Annotated in this window: 15 protein-coding genes; 6 read left to right on the top strand and 9 right to left on the bottom strand. The window is 72.0% G+C overall.

Features of this window, described 5'->3' with window-relative positions; translation table 11 throughout:
- The first annotated feature begins 48 nt into the window (after positions 1-48).
- Positions 49-474: a hypothetical protein gene (locus ACIGW2_RS19830; protein WP_399844724.1), complete on the top strand. Its 426-nt coding sequence runs from the start codon at positions 49-51 to the stop codon at positions 472-474.
- Positions 471-4,346: an AAA domain-containing protein gene (locus ACIGW2_RS19825; protein ID WP_399844722.1), complete on the top strand. Its 3,876-nt coding sequence runs from the start codon at positions 471-473 to the stop codon at positions 4,344-4,346. The genes ACIGW2_RS19830 and ACIGW2_RS19825 overlap by 4 nt, the downstream gene beginning before the upstream one ends.
- A 17-nt stretch (positions 4,347-4,363) precedes the next feature.
- Here the strand turns inward: ACIGW2_RS19825 and ACIGW2_RS19820 are convergent, their stop codons facing one another.
- Positions 4,364-5,455, bottom strand: a complete 1,092-nt coding sequence (locus tag ACIGW2_RS19820; RefSeq protein ID WP_399844720.1) for a hypothetical protein — start codon at positions 5,453-5,455, stop codon at positions 4,364-4,366.
- Positions 5,456-5,669: 214 nt separating this feature from the next.
- On the opposite strand from ACIGW2_RS19820, the gene ACIGW2_RS19815 reads away from it, so the two are divergent.
- Together ACIGW2_RS19815 and ACIGW2_RS19810 are read left to right on the top strand one after the other, a co-directional pair.
- Complete coding sequence (locus ACIGW2_RS19815; protein ID WP_399844917.1) at positions 5,670-12,641, top strand: DEAD/DEAH box helicase; 6,972 nt, start codon at positions 5,670-5,672, stop codon at positions 12,639-12,641.
- A complete protein-coding gene (locus tag ACIGW2_RS19810; protein ID WP_399844718.1) occupies positions 12,638-14,896 on the top strand; it encodes a UvrD-helicase domain-containing protein in 2,259 nt (752 codons plus the stop codon). The genes ACIGW2_RS19815 and ACIGW2_RS19810 overlap by 4 nt, the downstream gene beginning before the upstream one ends.
- A gap of 211 nt (positions 14,897-15,107) precedes the next feature.
- On the opposite strand, the gene ACIGW2_RS19805 is transcribed toward ACIGW2_RS19810, so the two are convergent.
- From ACIGW2_RS19805 to ACIGW2_RS19770, 8 genes are read right to left on the bottom strand one after another with little or no spacing between them, the layout of a single operon-like run.
- Positions 15,108-15,626 (bottom strand): flavin reductase family protein, encoded by a 519-nt coding sequence (locus ACIGW2_RS19805; RefSeq protein ID WP_391653488.1) that lies wholly within the window; start codon positions 15,624-15,626, stop codon positions 15,108-15,110.
- Between the two features lie 13 nt (positions 15,627-15,639).
- Positions 15,640-16,893, bottom strand: coding sequence for an ATP-grasp domain-containing protein (locus ACIGW2_RS19800; RefSeq protein ID WP_399844716.1), 1,254 nt, complete (start codon positions 16,891-16,893; stop codon positions 15,640-15,642).
- Positions 16,890-18,158, bottom strand: a complete 1,269-nt coding sequence (locus ACIGW2_RS19795; protein WP_399844714.1) for a methylaspartate mutase — start codon at positions 18,156-18,158, stop codon at positions 16,890-16,892. The genes ACIGW2_RS19800 and ACIGW2_RS19795 overlap by 4 nt, the downstream gene beginning before the upstream one ends.
- 1 nt (position 18,159) lies before the next feature.
- Positions 18,160-19,665, bottom strand: a complete 1,506-nt coding sequence (locus ACIGW2_RS19790) for a PqqD family protein (RefSeq protein WP_399844712.1) — start codon at positions 19,663-19,665, stop codon at positions 18,160-18,162.
- A complete protein-coding gene (locus ACIGW2_RS19785) occupies positions 19,662-20,900 on the bottom strand; it encodes an acetyl-CoA carboxylase biotin carboxylase subunit family protein (RefSeq protein ID WP_391653492.1) in 1,239 nt (412 codons plus the stop codon). Before ACIGW2_RS19785 ends, ACIGW2_RS19790 begins: the two co-directional genes overlap by 4 nt.
- Entirely contained in the window at positions 20,901-21,389 is a 489-nt protein-coding gene (locus ACIGW2_RS19780; protein ID WP_391653493.1) for a cobalamin B12-binding domain-containing protein, read from the bottom strand.
- Positions 21,386-22,627: an MFS transporter gene (locus ACIGW2_RS19775; protein ID WP_399844710.1), complete on the bottom strand. Its 1,242-nt coding sequence runs from the start codon at positions 22,625-22,627 to the stop codon at positions 21,386-21,388. Before ACIGW2_RS19775 ends, ACIGW2_RS19780 begins: the two co-directional genes overlap by 4 nt.
- The gene (locus tag ACIGW2_RS19770) at positions 22,624-23,727 is read right to left on the bottom strand and encodes an LLM class flavin-dependent oxidoreductase (RefSeq protein WP_399844708.1); all 1,104 of its coding nucleotides are present in this window, start codon (positions 23,725-23,727) and stop codon (positions 22,624-22,626) included. The genes ACIGW2_RS19775 and ACIGW2_RS19770 overlap by 4 nt, the downstream gene beginning before the upstream one ends.
- 504 nt (positions 23,728-24,231) lie before the next feature.
- On the opposite strand from ACIGW2_RS19770, the gene ACIGW2_RS19765 reads away from it, so the two are divergent.
- Together ACIGW2_RS19765 and ACIGW2_RS19760 are read left to right on the top strand one after the other, a co-directional pair.
- Positions 24,232-25,227, top strand: a complete 996-nt coding sequence (locus ACIGW2_RS19765; protein WP_391653496.1) for an asparagine synthetase A — start codon at positions 24,232-24,234, stop codon at positions 25,225-25,227.
- Complete coding sequence (locus ACIGW2_RS19760; protein ID WP_391653497.1) at positions 25,224-26,480, top strand: glutamate synthase-related protein; 1,257 nt, start codon at positions 25,224-25,226, stop codon at positions 26,478-26,480. The genes ACIGW2_RS19765 and ACIGW2_RS19760 overlap by 4 nt, the downstream gene beginning before the upstream one ends.
- Positions 26,481-26,482 lie beyond the last annotated feature (2 nt).

The raw sequence follows: 26,482 nt of genomic DNA, 5'->3' as shown, positions 1-26,482 counted from the left end.
GCGTCCGTGTGTGCACTGCACGGGGGAGCCCAAGGGGGAACAGCGCACGTGAGCAGCACCACCCACACCGACCCGGCCGCCGGTTACCGCATCTCCATCGTCGACGAGGATCCGCTGCGTGCGCGGCGTGAGGCCCGCGAGTTGCTCGCCGCCCTCGCCGAGACCGACCCGCAGGCCGCGCTCGACGTTCCGGCCGGGCCCACGACCACCGGCACCCCCACCGACAAGGGCGGTCCGGTCGCCGATCTCCTCGGCCTGGTGTTCAGCGGCGGCTCCCTGGTCGCCGCCGCGCTTCAGCTGTGGCTGGCGCGCGTGCCGCAGCGGACGATCGTCGTGACGCGGCCCGACGGGGCGACCCTGACCATCTCCGGGAAGCAGGCCCGCGCGGACGACGCGCAGATCGAGCGGTTCCTCAACGGTGGTGCGAGTTCGGCGGACGAGGGCGGCGCGCAGGGCGGGCCGGGCGCGGCGTGAGTGACAACGACCGGTACGCCATGCTCATCGGCGTATCCACGTACGACAGCGAGCGGTACCACGCGCTGCCGGCGGTGCGGGCGGACCTGCACTACATGCAGGCGGTGCTTGAGAGCACCGAGATCGGCATGTACAACGACTGCGCGATGGTCGCGGAGCCGACGCGCGCCGAGATGCTGCACGCCGTCGAGACGTTCCTGGAGGAGCGGCAGGCCAGTGAGACGGCACTGCTCTACTTCAGCGGACACGGGGAGTTCTGCGAGGCGGACGGGCAGCTGTACTTCCTGACCCGGGACGCCGATCCGGACGACCTGCCCGGTACCGCCGTACCGGCCGAGTTCCTGGAGCGGATGCTCACGTCGTGCCGAGCCTCCTCGAAGGTCGTGCTGCTCGATTGCTGCTCCAGCGGCTCCGTCGTCCAGGGGTGGACGGCCAAGGGAGCGGCAGACGGCGGCGAACGGCCGGCGCCCAGCACGCTGCTGCGGCCGACCGGCGTGTACTTCATCACTGCCTCGGACGCCCTCCAGGCGGCCTCGGCGCTGGCTCCGGCCGGTTCCTCGCTCGGAACGTCGCGGTTCACCGGGGAGATCGTCGAGGGGCTGCGCAGCGGGCGGATCAAGGACAGCGGCTGGATCACGCCGGACGACCTGTTCGAGTACCTGACCGCGCAGATGGTGCGCATCGGCGTGCCCGAGGAGCAGCGGCCCACGAAGTCCACCATCCGTGCGACGCATTCCCTGCCGCTGGCCCGCTCGGTGGCGCGGTCCGTCCAGCTCCCCGAGCCGCCGCCGGAGGCCGGTGGTGGTCTCCCGGTCTCCTCGGCGCTGTCGAAGGCCCGCGGCCTTGTCGCGCAGGACGCGCACGATGGCGTGGACCGGGAGCGTCTGCTGCGCTACTACGCGCACTGCCTGCGGGCACAGGCCGAGTCGAAAATGCTGCCCGACCGGGACGGCGGCCGGGGCTCCGACTACTTCCTGCTGGGGCAGGGGCCGGAGACGATCCAGTCGGGACTGGGCTCCGGTCTGCCGGCGCCCGGTGGGCTGCCGAAGGCGAAGAGCACCGGGGCGAAGGTCGACGAGGCCGGGCTGCAGGAGTACTGGTACGGGTACCCGGCCGTGACGCTGCCCGAGCGCGGCGGGAACGGCGGCCGGCGGGCCGCGGTGCGCATCGCGCCGCTGCTGGTCCAGCCGATGGAGCTGGCGCCCGACGAGGACGGGCGGGACCGGCTGCGGCCGAGCGGGGTGCCGACGCTGCACAGTGGTGTGCTCACGGAGCTGCTGGAGGACGAGGAGGCGGCCGAGTTGCTCGGCCGCTGGCAGCCGACCTGGCAGGAGGGCAACGCCGCCCAGATGGTGAAGGCGGTGCGGGAGCTCCTGACGCGGCTCGAACTCCCGGAGCTGGAGCCGCTCGACCTGTCCGCGCTCAGCGAGCGGTCCGTCATGGACTCGCTGCGTCCGGGCGTCCACAACGCCGCCGTCCTCCTCACACCCTCGGGTCTGGAGCGGACCGCGTCCGAAGGGCTCGTGGAGAACCTGCTCCAGATGTCCACTCGCGCCGACCGCATCCCCGGTACCGCCCTGGACGCGCTGCTCACCGGGGGTGGCAACGGCGGGTCGGGCGGGCGCGACGCGCCGCCGGTCCTGGTCTCCCCCGGGCCGTGCAACGAGAGCCAGGCGCAGGTGATCACGTCGGCGATGACCCGGCCGCTCACCGTCTCCACCGGGCCGCCCGGCACCGGAAAGAGCGAGGTGGTGGCCGCGGTGGTCGCCACGGCGGTGGCCGCCGGACAGTCCGTCCTCGTCGCGTCCACCAACAACGAGGCCGTGAACGTGGTGGCCGAGCGCTGCGACGCCATCTCCCCAGGGCTGCTCATGCGGACGGGGAACTCCGAGGCCCTGGAGGCCGAGGCCGCGAAGCTGGAGCGGCTGCTCGCCGAGCCCGTCGAGGCCCCGGCGCGGGGTGCGGCGACCGTGGCGGGCGACCTCAGGAACCGGCACGCCCGGGCCGCCGTGCACGAGGCCGAGGCGGCGCGGCTGGTCGGCGAGGAGGAGCGGCTGCTGGAGCTGGTGCGGGAGCGGGAGCGCCGCGCGGACGAGCTCGGGCTGCCGGTGGAGCTGCTGGAGCTGGCGTGGTCCGAGGGCGGGGCCGAGGCGCTCGCCGCCTGGGAGGACCGGGCACGCAGGACCGCCGTGGCCCGCTGGTACTCCTTCGGCCGGTGGCGCAGGGGGCGGGCGCTGTCCGCGTTCGTCGCCTCCGCCGGGGAGGGCGGTGCGGATGCGTGGCCGGACTGGGCCGCGGAACGGCCCGTACCGTCCGAGCTGCTGCTCGCCCTCGCCGAGGCTGCCGGAGTGGAAGGCGCGCTCAGGACCCTCGTTCCGGGGCATCTCGCCCTGGACGAGGAGGCGCTGAAGCAGGCGCGGCTGGAGAGCCGGGCGGGCCTGTCGGAGGTGTCGGGCGAGCTGGCCCGGGCCGTGTCCGCCGAGGCGATGACGCGGGGGCGGTCGTTGATGGCACAGCGGCTTCAGGCCCTGCGCCGGCGCTCCGGCTTCTGGAAGAGCCAGCGCAATCTGATGGCGCACCTGAAGGGCTGGGCCATCAGCACCCACTCGGTGCGCCAGCTCGAACTCGTTCCGGAGCTGTTCGACCTCGTCGTGATCGACGAGGCCAGCCAGTGTTCGATCCCGGCGGTGCTGCCGCTGCTGTTCCGGGCGAAGCGGGCGCTGATCATCGGGGACCCGATGCAGCTCGGGCACATTCCTGGGATCACGGCGCAGCAGGAGCGGCAGGCCCGCGTGCGGGCGGGGCTGAGCGCGGCGCAGCTGGAGGATCACCGGCTCGCCTACCACGTGTACTCCGCGTACCACGCGGCGGCGCAGCACGGCGAGGAGACGCTGCTGCTCGACGAGCACTACCGGTGCCACCCGGCGATCGCCGATGTCGTCAACGGTCACTGCTACGCGGGGCAGTTGCAGGTCCTCACCGACGTCAGGAGGCAGGTTCCGGCGCTCGATCCGGTCGGGTCGGGCGGCCCGGCGCCGGCCCTCGGCTGGGTGGACGTGCCGGACGGCGTGTCCGCGCTGGGCCCGGGTGGCCGGTCGTCGCGGAACGCGGCGGAGGCCGCCCGGGTGCGGGAGACGGTGGACGAGCTGCTCGCGCGGCTCCCCGAGGACGCGACGGTAGGCGTGGTGACGCCGTTCCGTGCCCAGAAGGACGCCCTGGCGCGGGTGTGGGCGGACGACGACCGCGTGCGGGTCGGCACGGTGCACGCCTTCCAGGGCGGGCAGCGGGACGTCATGGTCCTCAGCCCAGTGGCCACCGACAACACCCCGCCCCGTACGACGCACTGGGTGTCGAGCCAGGTCAACCTGTGGAACGTCGCCGTCACCCGGGCGAAGTCGCAGCTGATCACCGTGGGCAGCCACGCCTTCTGGCAGGGGCAGTCGGGGCTTCCGGCGCTCCTCGCGGAGCGGTCGGAGGTGCTGGGGACGGGATCGTCGGCGGTCCGGCCCGGCGAGGGCTTCGGTGCGAGGCCGCGGAGCGCCTTCCGTGAGGAGCTCACGGACCGGCTCCAGGACTTCCTCGGGCGCCGTGGTCTGAGCGACCTGGAGCGCGAGGCGGTGGTCGGCGGGCACGTCGTCGACCTGCTGTTCACGGTGGACGGCGCCAACACCGCCGTCCTCGTCGACACCGGGCCCGAGCACGCGCAGGACCCGGCCCGCCACCTGCGTCTGACGCACGCGCGCGGCGACCTGCTGCCCGGGCTGCCGTCCGGCGGCGCCGGGGCGAAGCCCGGACCGGTGGCGCGGACGGTCCGGGTGCCGGCGTGGCGGATCCTGGCCGGAGACGCGCTGCTGGAGCCGCTGTTCGGCTGAGCGCGCACCCCGCCGGGTCAGGGCCTGAGGCTCCGGACGACGTGCGTCATGTGCTGGACATGGCCCACGCGCAGCCAGTCGCCGACGTTCCCGGTGCCTTTCGGACCGTGGCCGTGCGCGCAGTCGCACAGCCAGGTCTCGGCCCTGCTGGCCACCGGACCGCGGAAGTCCGGCAGGGCGAGGACGTCCCGCGCGGCGGCCCGGACGGCGGCAGCCCGGCCGGGACCTCGCGTGGGCGCCTTCACGAGGACGTACGACTCGTCGGTGGTGTACCGCAGCGCGTTCCAGGGCGGGCCTCCCTTGCCGGTGGAGGGCGGGCGGGCGATGCCCCTCGTGGAGTCGGCGCCGTAGTCGCCGTACGCGAGGATGGAGTCGAACTCCCGTCTGCTGCTCCGCACTTCGGTCCACACCCTCCAGTCCGAGCGTGGTACGACCGCACTGCCGCGCTCCAGGAGCCGGGCGGTGACGTCGGGGAAGGCACCGCCCAGGACGGCCGCCGTGCGCCAGGGGAACAGCGGCAGCAGGGCGTCGAGCGCGCGCCGTGTCTCCTTCGCGGCGTCGGTGCGGTCGGTGGGGACGGCGCCCAGGTCGAGCAGGAGGTCCGCCTCCACGGCGGGGTCGACACGGGCGATGAGGTCGCGGACGGCATGAAGGGGCACGTCGTCCCAGTGGCCGGGCATCATGAGGCGGATGCCGAGCCCGCTCCCCGTGGCACGGGCGTGCCGGAGCATCGCGTTCTGGTGTGCGTCGGAGCGGTCGGGTCCCGTCACCGGGCGCAGCGGACCCACGCCGGTGTCCGCGAACAGTTCGGCCGGCGCCGACCGCTGTGTCTCGTCGGCGTCCGCGGCCAGCGCCCCGGCCAGCGCCGACTGCTGTGCCTCGTCGGCGAACGGGCAGTCGACCCAGGCCGGATGGCGGCGAAGGGCCTTCCTGATGCGCCGCAGGTCGTCCCGTACGCCCGGGGCGAGGGCGTCGGGGTGTGCGCCCGGGCGGGGCGGGAGGTTCCACAGCGGCACGACGGCCGCCTGCACCGGTGGAATCAGCTGCCGGTACGCCTGGCAGGCGTGCTGCTTGGCCGGCAGGACGGGAACGTACAGCGGTCCGGACATGGCGGCTCCCCCTCGGCTCTGCCCGCGTCCTCTTCGCCGCGCCTGTCCTCGTCCGTCCCGTGGTCCGTTCCAGGATCCGCCGCGGCACCGCCGCGCGAAATGGCGTCTTTTCAGCCTTCCTGACTGAAACTTCGATGAATCTGGAAGCGCTGTGATCACCGAGGTACTGTTCGTGAGGCTCGGCAGCGGTATCGGCAAGGTGAAAGGGACCGTCGTGAAGCCCACCATGGCCGCCGCCCAGTTGCGCGGCAGTCTGACGCAGTACCTCACGACGACGTACGCCCTCGCCGACGAGGGCACCCGGCGTGCCCTGGAGCGCTTCCTCGGGCATCCCGAGACGGGGATCTTCCGGGGGCCGTACCTCCGGATCCGGACGCCGTTCCACGTGGCCGACGACGGCTGGCAGCGGGAGCTGGAGTGGACGGCCGGGTTCCCCGGCTTCGCCCCGTACCGGCACCAGGCCCGGGCGTGGGCGCGGCTGTCCACGCTGCACGGCCCGGCCCGGCCGACGCTGGTGACCACCGGGACGGGCTCCGGCAAGACGGAGTCATTCCTGATCCCGGTGCTCGACCACTGCCGCCGCGCGCGAGCACGCGGCAACCGGGGCGTCAAGGCCGTCCTGCTGTACCCGATGAACGCGCTCGCCACCGACCAGGCCGGCCGCATCGGCGACTACCTGGCGCGGCCCGAACTGGCGCAGGTGACGGCCGGTCTGTACATCGGCGACCGGCCCGACACGGACTTCCGCCGGGTGATGACCCGGCGCGAGGAGATGCGCGTGTCGCCGCCGGACGTGCTGATCACCAACTACAAGATGCTCGACCTGCTGCTCCAGCGCGGCGAGGACCGCTCCCTGTGGGAGGGCGCCGACCTCACGTACGTCGTGCTGGACGAGTTCCACACGTACGACGGGGCGCAGGGCACCGACGTGGCCATGCTGCTGCGGCGGCTGGCCGCGGCGACCGGTGCGTCACGGCCGGGCCGGCCGCTCGGGTCGATCTGTCCGGTGGCGACGTCGGCGACCCTGGGCGAGGGCCCGGCGGACGCCGCGGGCAAGGAGGCCGGCGGCATCCTCGACGTGGCGTCGCGGGTGTTCGGGATGCCCTTCCCGGCAGACGCAGTGGTCGGCGAGGAGCGGATGTCGGCCGAGGAGTTCACGGGCACCGTGGACTACGAGCTGCCCGAGCCGCCGACGCCGCAGGAGGTCATCACGTGTTCGGGCGGTCCCGGTGTGGAGGCCCAGCCCGATCTGCTGGACCTGGACGGGCTGGCGGAGCGGCTGCTCGGCCGCGCCGGACTCGACGCCTTCCGCATCGGACGGCTGCTCAAGCGCCACGACTTCACCCACGGCGTGCTGTCGCTGCTCGGCGGGGAGCCGCTGGACGAATGGGGGCTGCGCGACCGACTGGCCCGCTTCGGGTACGCGTGGGGGCGCACCGCGCGGGAGAACCCGCAGCTCGTGCTCCAGGCGCTGTCGCGGTTCGTCGCCCTGCTGTCGGCGGCGCGCGACCCGGAGTCCGACGAACGCCGGCCCCGGCCGCTATTGCACATCGAGGCGCATCTTTGGGTCCGGCCGGTCACCCGCGTTCTGCGCGGCGTGGGGGCGTCCCCGGAGTTCCGCTGGTACGAGGACGACCGAACCGCGGCTCGCAGGGCCGCTCTCCATGCCGCTCCGGTCGCGGACGAGGACTCCGAGGGGTCGTCCGGTGGCTGGCCGTCGGCCTCGGCCCGGCCGCAGCCGCTGCCCGGGGCCGACACCGCGGTCCGGCCCGCCGAGGTCCATCTGCCCGCGGTGTACTGCCGCAACTGCGGCCGTTCCGGCTGGGCGGCCCTGTCCCCCGAGGCGGATCCCCAGCGACTGGTCATGGCGCAGGACCGGATCTGGCGGTCCGCCGTGGGCCGGGACAAGCGGCGCATCCGCTACTTCATCGCCGCCACGCAGAGCGAGCGGCAGCAGACGCTGGACGCGCTGACCGGTGCTCGGCCGTCGGACGGCGGCGGAGTCGACCCGCTGTCGGTGGTGGTGTTGGATGGCGGCCAGGGCACGTATCGGCTGCCGACGCCGTCGGACGCGGGCGACCTGATCGACGCCTGGTTCGCCCTGGCCGTGCTCGACAAGAAGTCGGCCGACCGGGCCGCCAAGGACGACCGCTGCCCGGCCTGCCACACCGACAACAGCATCCGCTTCCTCGGCACCGCGCAGGCGGCGCTCGCCTCGGCGACCGTCACCCAGCTGTTCACGGGCGGCGACATCGCGCTCGTACCGGAGGAGCGCAAGACGCTGCTCTTCAACGACTCGACCCAGGACGCCGCCCACCGGGCCGGGTACGTCGCGAACGCCTCGTACAAGTTCTCGCTGCGCTCGCTGCTCGCCCACAACCTGGACGAGTCGGGCGCGCCAACCGCGCTCAACGACCTGATCGGGCACGTCCTGGAGTCGGTGGACGACCCCGAGGCGCTGGCCGCCGTCGTGCCACCCGACCTGCACGACGAGCCCGGAGTCGACCGGCTCCTGTCGGGACGCGGCACCGGCGACGCGCGGACGTGGAAGCTGATCGGCGAGCGTCTCGCCTTCGCCACCGTCATGGAGTTCGGGCTGCGCAGCCGCATGGGCCGCACCCTGGAGCTCACGCGGACCGCCGCGGCCGAAGTGGTCGTCGCGGAGCCCGAGCGCGTCACGGCGCTCGCCCGCGACATCCACCTGTCCCTGCCGGGCCAGCTCCTCGTCACCGGCGGACTGCCCACGCCCGACCGCTACCTCGCCTACGTCCGCGGCCTGCTGGAGCGCCTGCGGCTGCGGGGCGCGGTGCACCACCGGTGGCTCGACACCTGGATGAAGGAGGCCGGCTCCAACCGGTACCTCATCTCCGGCCGCCGGCCGGAGGGCATGCCCGCGTTCCCCGAAGGCGTGGCTCCGCCCCGCTTCCTGCTGGACGGACAGAAGGACCGTTCGGAGTTCGACTCGATCACCGGACGGCTGGGCTGGTACCAGGACTGGACCCGCCGCTGTCTCGGTCTGGACGCCGCCGGCGCCACCGAGTACCTGCGGCGGCTGCTGCCCGCCCTCGCCGACGAGCGGGTGCTCGCGGCGCGCACCGCCCGGGACCGGCAGACACGGCTCTACGGACTGCAGCCGGGACACATCGAGGCGCGACTGCTCGACGACGCCGTCGTCAACAAGGCGTTCGTCAGCTGCGAGGACTGCGGCTGGCAGCAGGTCGTGGCACCGGAGCGCCGCACCCGCTGGTACGGGCACCCGTGCCCGCGCTACCGGTGCAAGGGACTGCTGACCCCGCCCCAGCCGGGCATGCCGCGCAGCGGGTCCAGCACGTCCGGGTTCGGCTCGGCGGTCCATGAGCGGGACTACACCGGCGACTACTACCGCCGGCTCTACCTGACCGGCGGGACGTTCCGGGTGGTCACCGCGGAACACACGGGCATGCTCACCCGGCCCGAACGCGAGCGCGTCGAGCGCAGCTTCAAGGCGGGCACGCACTACACCGACCCGAACGTGCTGTCGTGCACGCCCACCCTGGAACTCGGCATCGACATCGGCGAGTTGTCGGCCGTGCTGCTCGGGTCCCTACCCAAGGGTCCCGCCAACTACGTGCAGCGGGCGGGCCGTGCGGGACGCCGTACGGGCAACGCGCTGGTGGTCGCCTTCGGCGGGCGCCGCGCCCGCGACCTGTACTACCTGGACGAGCCGTCGGAGATGATCGCGGGGACGATCCTGCCTCCCGGCTGCTACCTGTCGGCCGTGGAAATCCTGCGCCGCCAGTACACGGCCCGGCTCCTCGATCTCGCGGCGAACGGCGGGCTGCGGACCTCCGACGGCGAACTCCTGCCGCCGGTGCCCCGGTTGTCCTCCGCACTGTTCGGCACCACGGGCTGGTGCCAGGACCTGGCGGACGCCGCGCAGACCCACGGCGCCACGCTGGTCGAGGAGTTCCTCGCCCTGTTCCCGGGCGGCGGCGAAGGTGCCGACGGCGGTGTGTCGCCGTACGCGGCGGACGAGCTCAGGGCGTACGCCACCGGCGGCATCGTCCGGGCACTGCAGGAGGCGGAGGAGGACTGGACCGGCCGGCGCGAGGAGCTCCGGCGCAGGATCGCCGCGATCGACGAGGCCGCCGAGCACCTGGTCCGCACGGACGTCGTCCAGGACCGCGAACGGCGGGAACTGCTCGCCGAACGGCGCAGCGCCGGGGACCTGCTGCGGGAACTCAGCCAGTCGAGCGCGCACGGCACGCTGGTGGAGCTCGGCCTGCTGCCGAACTACAGTCTCACCGACACCACCACGCAGCTGGAAGCGACGCTGTACTGGACGGAGACGCCGGACGACGACGAGGACACCCGGCCGGAGAGCCCTGCGGAGGACCCGGCCAAGCGGGTGTACCGCAGCGAGACGCGGGACTACGAGCGCTCCCGCAAGCTCGCCCTGACCGAACTGGCTCCCGGGAACAGTTTCTACGTCAACGGCTACCGACACGTGGTGCGCGCGCTCGACGTCGGCACCCCGGACCGCCGCTCCTGGGCCGAGTGGCGGCTCTGCCCGGCGTGCGGATACGTCCGTACGCACGACGCCAGAAAGGACACCAGCCCGTGTCCTCGCTGCGGAGGGCGGGAGATCGCCGACGCGGGCTGTGTGCAGTACGTGCTCCAGCCGCGGCGCGTCGTCTCCCGTGACAAGCGGGACGACGCCCGGGTGCGGGACGACCGCGACGAGCGGGACCGCCGGCACTACGCGGTGCTGACGACGGTCGACGTCGACCCGGAGCGGATCACCCCCGGGTCGTGGCGGCACGAGACGGCCGTCTTCGGCGTGGACTTCACCCGGCACGCGAAGATCCGCACGCTCAACCTGGGTCTCGACCGGGAGGAGGGCAGCAGCACCGTGCCTCTCGCAGGCATGGACGTGCGGCTCAACCCCTTCTACGTGTGTACCAGTTGCGGCGGCGCGACGGCCGAGGGCCGTCCGGTCGTGGACCTGCCCCAGCACGCGCTGACGGACTCCGGCGCGGCGAGCACCGCGGCCGCCGCCCACCACCTGCTGTGGTGTCCGCGCCGCCGGACCAGGGAAACCCCGGCGGCCGGACCGGCCGAGCAGCAGGGCAAGGGGGAGGACGTGCCGCTGCTGCTCGCGCACGAGCTCACCACGGAGGCGGTGCGCATCCTGCTGCCCGCGTCCGTGGCCCGCGCCAAGGAGCGCCTCGCGTCGTTCACGGCGGCGCTGTTCGCGGGCATCGCGGCCCAGTACGGCGGCGATCCCGACCACATCGACATCGCCGAGGCGACAATGCCCGACCACCTGGGCGCCGACGGCTCCGACTGGCCGCGGCGCTTCCTCGTGGTCTACGACCGCCTCCCCGGAGGCACCGGCTATCTGCACCGGCTCGCGTCCGCCGACGGCTTCCGGGACGTACTGCTCAAGGCACGGGACGTCATCGAGGACTGCGGGTGCCGCGAGAAGGGTCTCGACGGCTGCCACCAGTGCCTGCTGCGGCGCGTACCGGCGGCCGACTACGACAAGGTCAGCCGCAACGAGGTGCGGCAGATGCTGGAGGACCTCCTCGGCGAGGACGGTTCACGCTGGCGGACCTCACCCGTCGCGACGACCCGGCACATCCCGCTGGAGCGGCAGGCCGAGAGCGATCTGGAGATCCTGTTCATCGAGACGCTCCAGGAGTGGGCGAGGCTCGCCGATTCCGGAGCCACCGCCGACGCTTACACCACGTCGGCCGGCACCTACGCGCTCGACCTGCGGCTGACGGGCGACGCCGGGGCGACGGTGAGCTGGCGTGTCTCGCAGCAGCGCGCGCTGGACGGCACCCGGCCCGACATACTCCTCGAACGCCTCGACGCGCCCAGCCCTCGCGTCGCGGTGTACCTCGACGGCTTCGCCTACCACGCGACCCCCGAGCACAACCGGCTGGCTGACGACGCCACCAAGCGGACCGGTCTGCGCAGCGAGGGACTGCGGGTGTTCCAGCTGTCGTACGACGACGTCAAGGAATGGCGCGAGCGCGTACAGGACACCGGATACGCGGCGGCGGGTCCGGCCGACCCGGTCTGGCAGCCCTACCCGGCGGACGCGCAGAACCGGGCACGCGACTACTACAGCCGCATCGGCGGAGGACTGCCCGGCGAACTGTCCGACGCCGTCTGGGTCAACCCCGCCCGGCTCCTGCTCGCCTATCTGCGGACGCCCGACGCCGCACGCTGGCAGCGGCGGGCCGAAGCCGCCGCCGCGGGACTCATCGGCGCGGCCGGCGTCCGCGCCGCCGCCCTCGGGACGGACGGCCTCGGGCCGGCCCTGCTGTCGGCGCTGGGCGGCGGGACAGTCACGGGTCCGGCGGGACCGGTCCGGCTGGTGTACGGGCCCGACGCCTCCGGCTGCCGGATCGTCCTCGCCGCGGACGGCCGGCGCACCCCGCCCGTATGGACGGGCCTGACCGTGCTCGAAGACAGCGCCGAGGCCATGGCCGACGCGCGGGCCCACCGGAGGCGCTGGCGGGCCTGGTTGTACTGGAGCAACGTGCTGCAGTTCCTGGACCACGGCGGCGGCGACAGCGCCCAGCTCACCACGAGCCTCGTCGACGGCTTCGCCACCGAAGCGCTGACCGTGACCGGCGGCGAGGGATGGCTGCAGTCCGCCCGGACCGAGATTCCCCGGGAGGAGTCGGCACCGGTCGCGGCCGAGGCGGCCGCGGTCGAGGTCGGCGCCGTCCGGGACGCCACACCGGCGGCCGCGGTCGCCGCGGCCGCGGCCTCCGCCGGAGTGACGGCAGCGGCCGCCGAGCCGGTCGCGGCGACGGCGACCGTTCGGGACCCGGGCTGGGAACCGGTGCTCGAATTCCTCGATCCCGACGAGGCGGGCCTGGCCGAGCTGGCCCTGGCCCTGGCGGAGGCCGGGGTGCCCGCGCCCGAGGACGGTTACGAGCTCGACGAGCGGGGCTGGCAGGCCGAACTGGCCTGGTCCGCGGCCCGCGTCGGCGTGGTCCTCGCCGCCCGCGACGACGGCCCGGAAACCGACCACGAGGCCGCGGACCGGGACAAGGCCTTCGCGGCGGCCGGCTGGGACGTCCGTACGGCAACAGCCTGGGACGCCGCCGAACTGGCCGCCCGGCTGCTCGGACGGGGCCGGGACACGAACCACGACAGCACCAGTGACGGGGAGCACACACGATGACCGCCTCGGGCGTGACGCTGCGCCTGCTCGACAAGGCCGACAAGGAGATCCTCAAGCTCCCCCGCACGGTCAAGGGCGCCTTCTTCGACTTCCAGCACAAGTTCAAGACGAACCCGCACACCACCGGCCTCAAGCTCCAGCAGCTCAAGGGAGACAGCCGGTTGTGGTCGGCGCGCGTCAGCGACGACTACCGGGCCCTGCTGATCCGGCTCGCCGAGGACGACTGGCTGATCGTCTCCGTCAAGCACCGCAAGGACGTCTACGACCGGCTGTCGGCTCAGGTCAACCAGGTCACCGGTGGCATCGAGTACGTCGACCTGGAAGTCGTGGAGGAGAGTGTCCTCCGCAGGCTTCCCACCCCGCCCGCCCCCGCGCCGGCCGCGCCTGAGGCCCCGGCGCCCGAAGCGGCCAAGCCGCAGGAGCTCTTCGCGGCCTGGACCGACGCCCAGCTGTCGGAGCTCGGCGTCGCCGAGCCGCTGCTCCCGGTCATCCGGACGCTCACCACCGAGGACCAGCTCCTCGGCCTCGTCGAGTACGCGCCCCAGCTCACCGGCGAGGTCCTGCTCGCCCTCTTCGACGGCAAGTCGTACGACGAGGTCCTCGACCAGGTGACGACGCCCGTCGCCGTCACCGAGCCGGTCGACCCCGAGGACTTCCAGGCCGCGGCGCAGCGCCCGGCAACGGTCGTCACCACTTCCGACGAAGCCCTCCGCGAGGCCCTGGAGGGCGGCGACTTCAGCCGCTGGAAGGTCTTCCTCCACCCCACCCAGGCCAAGCTCGTGGAACGGCGCTACTCGGGTCCGGCCCGGGTCGGCGGCGGTCCCGGCACGGGCAAGACCATCGTCGCCCTGCACCGGGTGCGTCATCTGGTGCGGCAGCTGCCGCCCGGCCGCGACAAGCCGGTCCTCCTCACCACCTACAACAAGAACCTTGCCGCGGACCTGCGCTCCCGGCTGCTGGAACTGGGCGGCGAGGAGCTGCTGGCCCGGGTAGAGGTCAGCCACGTCGACCAGCTGGCGCTGCGCATCGTGCGCGAGGCCGAACCGGGCAGCGGCAAGCAGGTGATGGACGACAGCCAGGCCGTGCGGGAATGGCGGGCGCTGCTCGACGAGCTGGGCGAGGAAGGCTGGGACCCCGAGTTCCTGCACGACGAATGGACCCAGGTGATCCTGGGGCAGGCCGTCGCCACACGCACCGACTACTTCCGCGCCCGGCGGGCCGGCCGCGGCCGGAACGTCACCCGGGGCGAGCGCGCCGCAATCTGGCAGCTCGCGGAACGCTTCACCCAGCGCCTGGACCGGCTCGGACGCCAGACCTGGGACCAGGTCGCCGAGCGCGCCGCCCGGCTGGAGATGGGCCGCGAACAGCGCATCCTCTCCCTCGCGCGGCAGCGGGAGGAGGCCGGCGGCCTCGACAACATCCACGTCGCGGACGGCTCCGGCGGCTGGCTGCGCTACCGGTACCGGCACATCGTGGTGGACGAGGCCCAGGACCTGCGCCCCGCACACTGGAAGATGCTGCGCGCGATGGCGCCTAGGGAGGCGGACGACCTGTTCCTGGTCGGCGACACCCATCAGCGCATCTACAAGAACCAGGTGACGCTCGGCAGCCTGGGCGTCAACATCCGGGGCCGGTCGTCGAAGCTGAGCCTGAGCTACCGCACGACGCGGCAGATCCTCCGCTCCGCGCTCGACGTGCTGGGCGAGACGGACTACGACGACCTTGACGGCGACAAGGAGACGCTGGCGGGCTACCGGTCCGTACTCAGCGGACGGCAGCCGTCAGGGCACTCCTACCCGGACTGGGCCGCCGAGCGAGAAGGCATCGCGGCCCTCATCGCGGGCTGGGACGCCGACCCCGATCTGGCCATTCCGCACGAGCAGATCGCCATCTGCGTGCCGACGAACCAAATGGCCGCCGAGATCGGCTACACGCTCGGCACGCACGGCATCCGGCCGGTGGAGATCCGTGCCGACGGCCCGCAGGGCGACGGCGGCGTGCACATCGGCACGATGTTCCGGTTCAAGGGACTCGAATACCAGCGGATGATCATCGCGGGCGTGTCGGACGGCCTGGTGCCGCGCGAGGCGGTGAGCCGGCTGCGCACGAGCGACCCGGTGCGGTACCGCCACGAGATGCAGCGGGCCCGGTCGCTGCTGTTCGTGGCGGCCACCAGGGCTCGGGACAGCGTGGATGTCTTCTGGCATGGCAACCCCAGTCCGTTCCTGGGCCCCGGGCTGACGCAACAGGAGTAGAGCGGGGCTGGGCGAGGGCCCACGAATACGCCCGGTGGGAGCCCTCTGGGACTTCTCTGGGACTTTCGGCTGAGTCAACGGGCACGACCGTGAAACAGCCGAAAGACGATCTGCACAGGTCAGTCACTCAGGAAGATGGATCGTGGCAGGTCACAGAACCGCCGAATCCTTTCCGGGACATCTGACGGGCGCGGGGCCGCACCGCGTCACCTCACGGTGCGGCCGTCGCCAGTGCGGGCCAGGGGCTGTACCGGCCCTGGCAGTACAGGAGCGGCTCGCGGGGGTACTTCTCCCCGCCGTGGATCTCGGCGATCAGGATCCAGTGGTCCCCCGCGTCGACGGTCCGCACGGTCCGGCACTCGACGTGGGCGAGCGCGATCCCGGTGAGGATCGGCGCTCCGCCCGCGTGAACGGAGGGCTCCCACTCCAGGCCCTCGAACTTGTCGCGCCCCTTGCCCGCGAAGACCCTCGACGCCTGCTCGCCGGACGCCGCGAGGAAGTTCACGACGAAGGCGCCCGCCGACACCAGGGCCGGCAGCGTCTGCGACTGCTTGCCGACGCTGATGAGGAGCGTCGGCGGAGCGGCCGACACGGAACAGACCGCGTTGCAGGTGAAGCCGCGCGGCTCGCCGTGTTCGTCCAATGCCGTGATGATCGCGACGGCGGTCGGGAAGGAACCGAAGATCGCGCGGAACCGCTCGGCGTCCATGGACATATGAGTCACCATCATCTCTCGTTGGTCGTCAGAGCAGTTCGTGCTCGAGCTCGCGCAGGGCCTTGTGGGCCCGGTCGATCTCCGCGATGTCCCGGTGGACGAGGAAGACGGCTCCGGGAGAGGAGTTGAGGTCGACCGTCGGACGCGTCGGCGCCCCGTCGGCGATCCGGAACCGTACGCTCTCGAAGGCCGGGAACCGTTCGAGCTCCGCCCGGACGGCTTCGGCGGGCAGGGGAACGCTGCGCCGGGCGATCAGGTTGACGCAGCGCCCCGACTCCAGCAGCTCGTAGCGCACCGGGCGGGCGGCCAGCCGGACGCCGCCACCGGCGTGACAGTCGAGGGTGAGGCCGACCTGGTTCGCTCCGGTGCACCGGTCGAGCGCCGCGGGGTTGGCGAGCCCGGAGATCCGCGCTCCGGTCTCGAGCAGCACCGGACCGTCCTCGGTCAGGATCAGCTCGCTGTGGCCGGGACCGTCGGTGATGCCGAGGGCGTCGAGGGCATCGGAGACGTACGGCAGGATCGTGTCGAGGACCGGGTCGCCCGGGGCGATCAGGTCCTCGGCCTCGTAGATCTTGCGACGTCCCTCCCGCACCTCCTTCCGGCTGATCCAGGCATCGGTGAACCAGTGGGTGCCGTCCCGGCTGACCGTGTTGACGATGTACTCGTCACCGGCCAGGTACTCCTGGATGAGCACCGCCTCGTTCACCCGGAGCATGAGGTTCGTCTTGCCCATGACGGCCTCGAAGGCCGCGGCGACCTCGTCCTCGGTCTCGCAGGTGTAGACGTCGTCCGAGCCGGCGCTGTCGAGCGGCTTCACCACGACCCGGGACAGCCCCTGCCCGCGCCACCAGGCGAGGAGTTCGCCGAGGTCGCCGGACCGGTACTGCCGGGAGGTGCGGACCCCGGCGGCGGCGAGCGCCTCCATCATGAGGAACTTGTCCCGGCGGGCCGCGGACAGTGCCGGGTCGTTTCCGCGCAGCCCCAGACCGCGGGCCAGCTCGTCCGCGGCCTCGACGCCGAACTCGCTCGCGGGGACGACGGCCACGGGGCGGCGCTCCGCGAGCCGGGTCAGCACCTCGGCCTCCCGGCCCGGATAGGAGAGGTCCTCGGCGAACAGCTCGTGCGGCAGGCTCGCGACGAAGGTGTCCGAGGCCGTCGCGCGCGAGCGCACGTGGAGGATCGTGTGGTCGCGGGCCGCTTCGCGCGCCAGCATGGCGCCCGTGGAGAAAGCGTCCACCAGGACCAGGGCGGGCCGGCCCGGCCCGTCGTTGCGGACAGTCATGACGGTTGGATCCATCCCCGCTCGTACTCGTTGTCGTCGTATTGCCGTACGACATGGTTGAGCATGTCGTACAGCTGGTCGGAGGCCAGCCGGTCGGAACCGGCGGGCCGGGGCGGGCCGCCGAGCGGCAGCCTGCCGCGGCTGCCCCAGGTCAGGGCGCCCCGGTCGTCGATCACACAGGTCGCGGCGGCCGGGTTGTCGGGGTGCAGGCAGTACGGGATGTCGAGCACGCCCCTGCGGAAGGACTCCACCAGGGCGGTTCCGGTGTTCCCGTCGGCATTGAGGACCGCCTCGATGATGGCCCGCGCCTCACCGAGCGTCTCCTCGTAGAACTCCGCCTCCAGGGCCGTGGCCGGCGCGGCCGGGCCGGCCGCGGCGGCCGAGGCCAGGCGCAGCGCGGAGACGTTCTCCGCGACGCTCGGGATCTGCCAGGCCTCGGACACCGTCTTGACGATCAGCCGCTCCGACCCGGAGTCCCGGGCCAGCCGGGCGCTCTCCTCGATCAGTGCGGTGGCGCCGCGCGGGGTCCGGGGGAACAGTCCCATGTAGGTGTACAGCACCACGTGCCAGGTGACGTCCCCCAGATAGGTCCCCGCCAGGTCCCGCAGGGCGCGCAGGGCGCCCCGGTCCTGAGCGGGGTGGGTGCCCTGGGCGTAGCTCAGCGACATGTGGCGCAGACCGTGCTCCCGGAAGAAGCACCCTTCCAGGACGGTCATCGCCACGAGCAGCGAGGGCGGGCACAGCTGCCCGAGCAGGCAGCCGCCGAAGCTCTCGACGTGCCCGTGCTCCGTCTCGCCGGCCAGCAGCCGGCAGCTCTCGGCCCACGCCCGTACGGCGTCGGCCAGGGGAATCCTGCTGTAGGGCAGGCAGTACGAGACGGGGCCGCCCTCCGTCGCGTCGAGGCCGACCTCGACCAGCCGGCGGAAGACGTGGATCGGCCGGGCCGTGCCGTGCCGGACCTGGACGGGAAACCCCGGGCCGTACAGCCCGTCGAGCATCGCCCGGGTGGTCGCCGCCGGGTGGGAGACGATCGGGTATCCGTTGAGCTCCTCACCGGCGGCGAGCCGCTCCAGTGGTGTGGCATGGTCGCCGACCCGGGTGTAGCTGTCGATGGTCAGGGTGCCGACCACCGGGAGGTCGAGCGAGGCGACCTCCCGGAGCCCGGCCTGCATCGAGCCGACCCGGCCGAAGCCCATCCGCGGCTGCACGACCAGGGTGCCCCGGGAGCTGCTCGCGGCCACGAACCGGTCGAAGTAACCGGTCACGTCACCGTCCTGAGATGAGCTCGAGGGCGGGCGCGCCGGTGCGCGGGTCGACGGTGGCCACCCGGTGCTTGTGCGGGTCGCCGGCACGGACCCGGGAGATGATCGTCTCCGTGTTCCCGAAGTCCACCAGGAAGCTGCCGTAGAGCGTGCGCAGGTGCGCGATGGTCAGACCGGACACCTCCTCCAGCCAGCTCACAGCCTCGGCGTCGTCGCCGGTCTCCGCGCGGAGGACGGCGTGCAGCCGGTCCGCCTCGGCGGACATGGCGGGGTGGCAGCGGTCCAGGAAGTCCTGGAGGCGCTCGCCGCGGTCGGTGAAGGGCGAGCACACCATCGCGACCAGGGCGTCCTCGGAGAGTCCGAAGGCCTCGCGCGCGAAGTCGGCGGAGAGCGCGCGGCGGTGGGCCCGCTTCTCGGGCGAGTCGTAGCGGCTCAGCGCCAGGTCGATGAGGTTCTGGGGCATTTCCTTCTTGCGCATCAGCTCCTCGGCGAGTTCCAGGTACTCGGAGATGCCGTCGTCGTAGGAGCGGCCCTGGACGTGCTGGCTGCGCAGCCCGCGCAGATGTGCCATCAGCGTCGGGTTGGCGCAGTCGGACTCGCTGAAGCTGAAGGCCAGGTCGTCGAACCGGAATCCCAGGAAGTCGACGATGAGGTCCCAGTGGTCGTGCACCCGGTAGCTGACGAGGTCGTAGATGGAGACGAACTCCGGCTGGAGCGAGCGGTCTCCCGTCGAAACCTCCCGCTCGGCCAGCTCGGTGTCGCTGTCGTCGCCGAACAGCTCGCGGAAGTAGCTGTCCCCGATGCCGCGCAGCGCGGTCAGGATGCCCTGGAAGCCCATGCTGCGGCACTCCGCGACGTCCACGCCGCACGCCTTGGCCAGACGCATGATCCAGGCCGAGTAGAGCAGCTGCTCGCGCCGGGAGTCACCCGTCATCACCGCGTCGACGCCGCCGTCGAACCAGGCCGCACGGCCGTAGAAGTCGGCGACGGCCAGGTTGCAGCTGTTGCAGAAGGTGGGGCGGCCGTCGCCGGCGGCGCGGTGGCCGTTCATGAGCACGTCGACGCGGTTGATCGCGACGAGGTGCTCGGGCAGCGGCAGGTCGACGCGGAACAGCCGGACCAGCGTGTGGTCGATCGTCAGCAGTTCGGCCCGCTCGTCGTCGAGGAGGCCGAGGGCCCGGTACACCCGGTCGATGTTCTCCATCACGGCGAGCGGGACGCCCGCGTGCCGCATGTTCGCGACGCGCAGGGTGAAGGTGCGGTCGTAGTGGACGGCGAGGTGCAGCTGGACGGCCCGCACGAAGGCGACCACGTAGGTGCTGTCCTTGCCGCCCCCGTAGGCCACCATGACCTTGTGGCCGGGCAGCTCCTCGATGCCGCCGGCAGCGTCGATCAGCCGCTCCCCCGTGGCCTTCACGCCGTCGAGCTCGACGTCGCTCAGAAAGCCGGTGAGCCGGGCGTGGAGAGCTCTGTCGCTCTCGGAGGTGGTTCTGCCCGCGGTGTGACTCATATGGCACGTGCCTCGAATTCGAAGTTCTCGATGATGTGGTGGATGTCCGCCTCCACCTGGTCCTGGTCGTCGTGCAGGAGGATGAACCGACCGCTGTGCAGGGCGTCGTACGAGCCGCCCGGCTCCAGGACCTCGCCCTCGCCCGGCAGGAGTTCGCGCCAGATCGACGGGACGCGGTCGCCCATCGGGGTGGCCCTGACCACCCGTGCGGGAAGCTCGGCGGGCTTCGGCACACAGAGCCAGCCGCCGGAGGGGTCTCCCGACTTGGCGGGGGCCTCCACGTCCTGGCCGGTCAGCGAGCGCAGCCAGATCTCGAAGAGGTTGACCCCGAACATCTTGTTGAGCAGGTGGGGCACCTCGCTGCCGCCGACCCGGCCGCCGATCTCCAGGAACACCAGTTCGTCCTGCGGCGTCACGAAGATCTCAAGGTGGAACGGGGTCGTCCGCATGCCGAGGGCGGTGACGCACTCCTGGGTGAAGGCCTCGATGCGGTCGCGCAGCTCGCTGTGCTGGATCACCACGGAACCGAGCGGGAGCCCCGCCCCGAAGCCGAGGCAGTCGTTCACATAGCGCGAGACGACCTGGAACCCGACCTCCGAGGCGTCGTCCACGTAACCGTCGACGTGGTGGATCGTGCCGGTGACGAACTCCTCGATCTCGTACCGGGACAGGTCCAGCGTCGGCAGCAGCGCGGCCAGGGACTCCTCGTCGTCGACCCGGTGCACACCGATGCTCGCCGCGCCGTCGACCGGCTTCAGGATGACCGGAAAGCCGGTCTGCCGGGCGAAACCGGTCGCCTGCTCGACGCTCTCGCAGCCACGGAAGCGGGGCACCCGGACACCCTTGTCCGCGAGGATCTCCTTCATCCGCACCTTGTCCCGGTACACCGCGACCTCGGCCGGGGTGGGTCCGGGAATGCCGAGGTCCTGCCGCACCCGGGCGGCGATCTCCAGGGTGAACTCGGAGAGGGCGATGAGCTGGTCGACCGGACCGACCCGCTCGACGACCTCGGCGACGGCGGAGCGCAGCGCGTCGACGTCGTTGACGTCGTGGACCCGGACCAGGGCGGCGATGTCCTCGGGCCCGGCGAGCACGCCGTCGGCCCCCGGGCCGTCCACGACGTAGCTGACCCGGTGCAGCCGGTGGTCGATGAACTCCTCGTAGCGCGTGAGTTCGTTGTCCCAGCGGACGCCGTCGGAGAAGCGGGGCCAGCGGTTGACGATGACGATGTGCATTCAGTGCACCCCTGTCTTGACGAGTTCTGTCGTGTCCCACGGAGGGAGGACGGCCGCCGGCGGCCGCCAGGCGGAGAAGCCCGCGCGCCGGCCGCACCGGAGGAAGTCCCGGAAGCGGTCGATGGAGTCCTCACCGGTGAACACGTCGGTGTAGCCGAGCGACAGCAGGTCGCGGCGCACCCTGTCGTTGTCCGACTCGGCGGTGGTGAGCTTGCCGCCCACCACGCACGGGACCTCCAGGCCCTGGCGCCGCACCTCGGTCAGCAGCACGCGCGCACCGTGGTGACCGTGGCCGTTGACGCTGGAGACCACGAGCAGGTCCGGTCGGAAGGCCACGATGCCGTCCAGGACCTCCGCGACGGGGGTGCAGCTGCCGAGGTTGAGAACGGTGGCGCCGTGCTCCTCCAGGACCTTCTGCAGATAGACGAGATTCCAGATGTGCGCATCGGACTCGACGGTGCTCACGAGGCACCGGAACGGGGTCGTCACGTCTGGGCTCCTACGGGGTCGGCTTCCGTGGCGGGCAGCGCCCGCCGGAAGCTGCGCATGGTCAGGGGCAGCAGGACCGCACCGAACAGGGCGAGGAGCACGGCGAGCGCGCCCACCAGCCGCTGCGGGCCGAAGCCGGCGCCCAGGCTGCCGACCAGCAGCCCGCCGATGGGGTAGGACAGCAGGTTGAGCAGGTAGAAGGGGCCCATCACCTTGCCGAGGTGCTCCTTGGGGATGACCTTGACGCGCTGGGTGCGGTTGAAGACGTTGAAGTACGCGGTTCCCGTCAGGGCCGCCACGAACAGCGTGGCGTAGACGAGGAACGAGGTGGCCGCGCCGACCAGGATCAGTGCGCCGCAGAGCGTCACGAAGCCGACGACACCGAGGACGTGCACGTCGAAGCGCTTCAGGAGCAGCGGGATGACCAGCAGGTTGAGCAGACCGATCACGCCGACGCAGGTGTTGAGGAGCGCGAAGGACGACTCCGGGGCCTTGAAGGTGCCGGTGACCAGGGCCGCGTTGGCGCTGAGCACCGTGGCGAACACCAGGTTGATGGCGAAGTTCAGGGACCCGAGCAGCACCACCGGACGGTTGCCCACCAGGAGCTTCCACCCCAGGCCCAGCTCCGCGACGGTCTTCCGCGCGCTGCCCGGCGAGGGCTGGCGCTCACCGCGCGGCAGCGGCAGCCAGCACAGGGAGGCCACGGCGAACACGGCGCCGGCGACGGCCAGCAGCCAGACCTTCCCGAGCAGGGCGGCGGCGAGCATCGCGAGGGCCGGCCCCAGGGCCATGGCCAGCAGCTCCATGTTCTGCACGAGTGCCTGGGTGCGGGCGAGCCGGTCGCCCTCGGCCAGCTGGGGGACCATCTTCTCGACGGACATGCGGGTGGGCGCCACCAGCACGGACAGCACGGCACCGCTCGTCATCAGGGCCGGAGTGGTCCAGGCCGGCTGCGTCACGCAGACGAGGACCACGAGCCCCAGCACCGTCGCGCGCGCCGCGGAGACCAGCGAGAACAGCCGGGCGCCGCCGTCCCGGTCGGCGATCAGGCCGGCGAACGGGTAGGCGAGCAGGCCGGGGAGCCACTCCAGGGCGAACGCGAAACCGAGGGCGGAGACCTCTTCGGTGTCCTGGAAGATGAGCAGCGGGACGGCGAACATCACGACCTGCTCGGCCATCAGTCCGAGCAGCACCCCGCCGGCGAACAGGCTGCGGTGCAGCCGGGGCGCCTGGCTCATGCCGGCACGGCGTTTCGCTCGTGCTCGCGGATCAGCGGCAGCACGTGGGTGTAGAAGTTGCGCATCTCGTCGCGGGTCGGCCAGCCGGAGAAGATGAACTCGCTGACGCCCGCGGCCTTGTAGCGGAAGAGGTATTCGGCGACCTCCTCGTGGCTGCCCACGACACAGAGCGCCGGGCCGCCCCGGTAGGCGACGGCGCCGGACCAGAGCATCGGGGACAGCCAGTCGTCACCTGCCTGGTCGGCCAGCCGGAACGAGGTCTTGACGGCCTCGGAGTCGGAGGTCGAGACGAAGTCGCTGACCCACTTGCGGTGTTCCTCGTCCGGGTCGCGCATCATCTCCTCGAGCGCGGCCAGCGCCTCGGCGCGGGTGTCGCGGGACAGGACGTGCATGCGGATGCCGACGCGGCAGCCCTGGGCGAGCAGCGGTTCGGCGGCCTTGGCAATGCCCTCGGGGGTGTCCCCGTAGCGCAGCCAGCAGTCCGCGTGGTCGACGGCGGTCTGCTGCGCCACACCGGAGGCTCCGCTGATGTAGATGTCGGGCCGGCCGCCGCCCTTGTAGCCCAGGCCGAGCTGCGCCTCCTCGATCCGGTAGTGCTCGCCCCGGTAGCTGAGCGGCGTCTCGCCCCGCCAGAGGCGGTGGCAGATGTCGAGGAATTCATTCGACCGTGCATATCGATCGTCATGCGCGAGGAAATCGCCGTAGAAAGCCTGCTCGGCCGGGGAGATACCGGCCACGAGATTCAGCGAGATCCGCCCGTCGGACATCCAGGAGACGGTGTTGACCACCTGGGTGAACAGAGTCGGAGAAAGCAGCCCCGGACGGTAGGCGAGAATGAACTTGACCCGCTCGGTGGCACGGACGAGAGCACCGATCATGGGCAGCGGGTCAGGCATGTGGTAGCTGATTCCCATAAGGAGGGAATCGACGCCCAGCGCATCGGCCTCGCGTGCGAAATCAACGATTCCGTCGAAGTCGAGAGTCCCTGCCTGATATTTCTCACTGGCCTTTTGCTGCCCGCTGTCCAGCGGTGAGCACCAGTGCACCTTCAGCTCGTCAACTCCTGCTCCACGCAGGGGAGACGGACCACCAGAGATCATCCAAACACCTTCTATGCATCACGAATCGCCGTCCCGGCGCACCCGGGAACGGCGAATTCAGCAGTACTGGAGAGAGGCAGCGACAGGACTCTGACGCGGAGTGCACCTGAACGCGGTCACAACGACCGGACCGCACGGGCCAAAACAGACATTCCCCCTTATCCGCCCCCCGCGGACCGTCCGGATCTTGACACGGTCGGCAATCCCAAGTCAACATCTGCCGTCACTGAGGACCGTAGCGCTGTCACCCCGTGAGCCGAGCGCGAATCATTGGATCCGTACGGGAATTCCCGGCCGTCGCCTCCATTAACGCGGCAGCCGCTCCCGGGGCCATGTGTTCCCTGTCACGTCGACCCTTCCGGGCGAACTGGCCCGAGTACGATCGGGCCGGCCTGAGCGAAATTGGATTACCCGCTCATCGCCGTGGAGTTCCGGGAGCGACCGGCCCGTTGACGCTCCACCACGAACCGTCGATCGCTTCACGGATTTGAAAGGCTTACGAGCTTGCCTCAGGAGACCAGCCGGGCCGCCCTGCCGACTCCCCGCGCTCATCTGACCTCCGAGCGGACCCGCGCCACGCTGGCCGTCCAGAGCAAATTCCTCGCGGGGGCACGGGAGTTCCTCACCGCGGAGGGCTTCCAGGAGCTGCTGCCGCCGACCATCGGCCCCGTCACCGACCCCGGCGCACGCGGCGCCAAGCAGGTGGACATCGACTACTACGGCCACCGCTACAAGCTGATGACGAGCGGCATCCTCTACAAGCAGGCGTCGCTGCTCAGCTTCGACAAGATCTTCCACGTCGCCCCGAACGTCCGTCTCGAGCCGCTGGAGACGGCGGTGACGCACCGTCACCTGGTGGAGTTCCACCAGCTCGACGTCGAGATCGGCGACGGCTCGCGCGAGGACGCGCTCGATATCGCCGAGCGCCTGACCAAGTACGTCGTCGAGTACGTGCTCGTGAACGCCCAGCCCGAACTGGAGGCGCTGGGCCGGGACACCGAGGCGCTCAAGCAGGTGCTGTCCGCGCCGTACGGACGGGTCTCGCACGCCGGGGCCGTGGCCGACCTCCAGTCGCGCGGCCACGACCAGGAGCCCGGCGCGGAGATCGACTGGGAGGGCGAGGAGATCATCTCCCGGGCGGCCGAGCACCCCTTCTTCATCACGGACTACCCCAAGGGCTCGCGCGGCTTCTACGACAAGGAGAGCGCGACCGAACCGGGCGTCCTGCGCAACTTCGACCTCATCTACCCGGGCGGCTTCGGCGAGATGATGAGCGGCAGCGAGCGCGAGTCGGACTACCGCAACCTCGTCATGCGCATCCGCGAGACGGGCGAGAACCCCGCCAAGTACGAGTGGTACCTGACCCTCGCCCGCGAGGGAATCCCCGCCAGCGCCGGCTTCGGCCTGGGCGTGGAGCGCTTCACCCGCTTCCTGTGCGGCCTCGACGCCGCCTGGCAGGCGGCGGGTTATCCGAAGCTCCCGGGGGAGGCCCGCCCGTGACCGGTCTCCACGCACCGGGCTTTCCGCAGGAGCAGGTGGCCGCCCGCGCCACGCACGGTCCGGCCGCCGCCTTCCCGGACGCGGCCGGGTACGGGGTCACCATGTTCGGCCAGCACGGCACGGCCGACGAGGGACCCGGCGACGCCCTGGACCGGGCGCGCCTCGTGCCGCCGGTCTTCGTGCCGCTGCGGCTTGAGAAGCTGCTCGACCTGGGCCGCGAGCCGGTCGTCGGGGACGTCGACCTGCACACGCGGATCGGCGGATTCCGCTCGGCGCTGCCCGTCTACGTCTCGGCGTTCGGTTCCACCCGGGTGGCCAGCGGCGACCTCGGCGAGGCCGTCGCACGGCAGGCCGGCCGGCTGGGCATCCCCATGGTCATCGGCGAGAACATCGTTCCCGTCTCCGGCTACGGACGGATGGCGGAGGAGGCGCCGAGCTCGCTCCTGAAGCGAATCACCGAGTACGGGGCCGCCCTGCCGGACGGACTCGGCGGCGTGGTCGTCCAGCAGAGCACCGAGGACGCCGACGCCGAGGTCTGGAACCTCGTCTACAGCGACCCCTCCGTGCAGCCGCTCCTCGCGTCGGGGCGGGTCGCGTTCGAGCTGAAGGTCGGCCAGGGCGCCAAGCCCGGGCTCGGCGGCATGACCCTGGTCCCGCGCGAGCGGGCCGCGGAACTGGCCGCGCAGTACGACGTCATGGACGTGTACGGAACGGGCGACGCGGTCCTGCGCTGCGGCACGGCCGGCACCTTCACCGACGAGATCCTGCGCCGGCAGGTCCAGCTGATGCGCAACAACTACCCCCGCTGCAAGGTGTGGGTGAAGCTGCCGCCCGCGCGCGACGTGGACCGGGCCGCCGCCGTCGCGTGGGAGGCGGGCGCGGACGCGGTCACCGTCGACGGCGCCGAAGGGGGTACGGGCTGGGCTCCCCGGGCCTTCCTCGACCACGTGGGGCTGCCGCTCGCCGCGTGCCTGGACCGGATCGACCCCCAGGACGGCTGTCTGTTGGTGACCGGCCGGATCTGGGAGGGCGCGCGGGCCGTCAAGTGCCTCGCGCTCGGCGCGAGGGCCGTGGGGCTCGGGCGCGCCGCGCTGGCCGCGGCGGACGCGAACCCGGAGGAGGGCCTGGTCAACCTCGTCGAGTGCCTCGCCCTGGAGATGCGCCTGCTGATCAGCTCGCTCGGCAAGTACGCCGCATCCGACCTCGGCCCGGAGGACGTCTGGACCGATCGCGACACCCGTTGGGGGGACTGAGG

It is taken from the genome of Streptomyces sp. NPDC053541 (assembly GCF_044544705.1).
Taxonomy (GTDB): Bacteria; Actinomycetota; Actinomycetes; order Streptomycetales; family Streptomycetaceae; genus Streptomyces.
This window is presented reverse-complemented; position numbering and strand designations above follow the sequence as displayed.

Bases quoted from the DNA above. Each gene is read 5' to 3' on its own strand.
- ACIGW2_RS19820 (WP_399844720.1), bottom strand. From the start codon at position 5,455: ATGTCCGGACCGCTGTACGTTCCCGTCCTGCCGGCCAAGCAGCACGCC.
- ACIGW2_RS19810 (WP_399844718.1), top strand. From the start codon at position 12,638: ATGACCGCCTCGGGCGTGACGCTGCGCCTGCTCGACAAGGCCGACAAG.
- ACIGW2_RS19805 (WP_391653488.1), bottom strand. From the start codon at position 15,626: ATGATGGTGACTCATATGTCCATGGACGCCGAGCGGTTCCGCGCGATC.
- ACIGW2_RS19800 (WP_399844716.1), bottom strand. From the start codon at position 16,893: ATGACTGTCCGCAACGACGGGCCGGGCCGGCCCGCCCTGGTCCTGGTG.
- ACIGW2_RS19790 (WP_399844712.1), bottom strand. From the start codon at position 19,665: ATGAGTCACACCGCGGGCAGAACCACCTCCGAGAGCGACAGAGCTCTC.
- ACIGW2_RS19785 (WP_391653492.1), bottom strand. From the start codon at position 20,900: ATGCACATCGTCATCGTCAACCGCTGGCCCCGCTTCTCCGACGGCGTC.
- ACIGW2_RS19775 (WP_399844710.1), bottom strand. From the start codon at position 22,627: ATGAGCCAGGCGCCCCGGCTGCACCGCAGCCTGTTCGCCGGCGGGGTG.
- ACIGW2_RS19770 (WP_399844708.1), bottom strand. From the start codon at position 23,727: ATGATCTCTGGTGGTCCGTCTCCCCTGCGTGGAGCAGGAGTTGACGAG.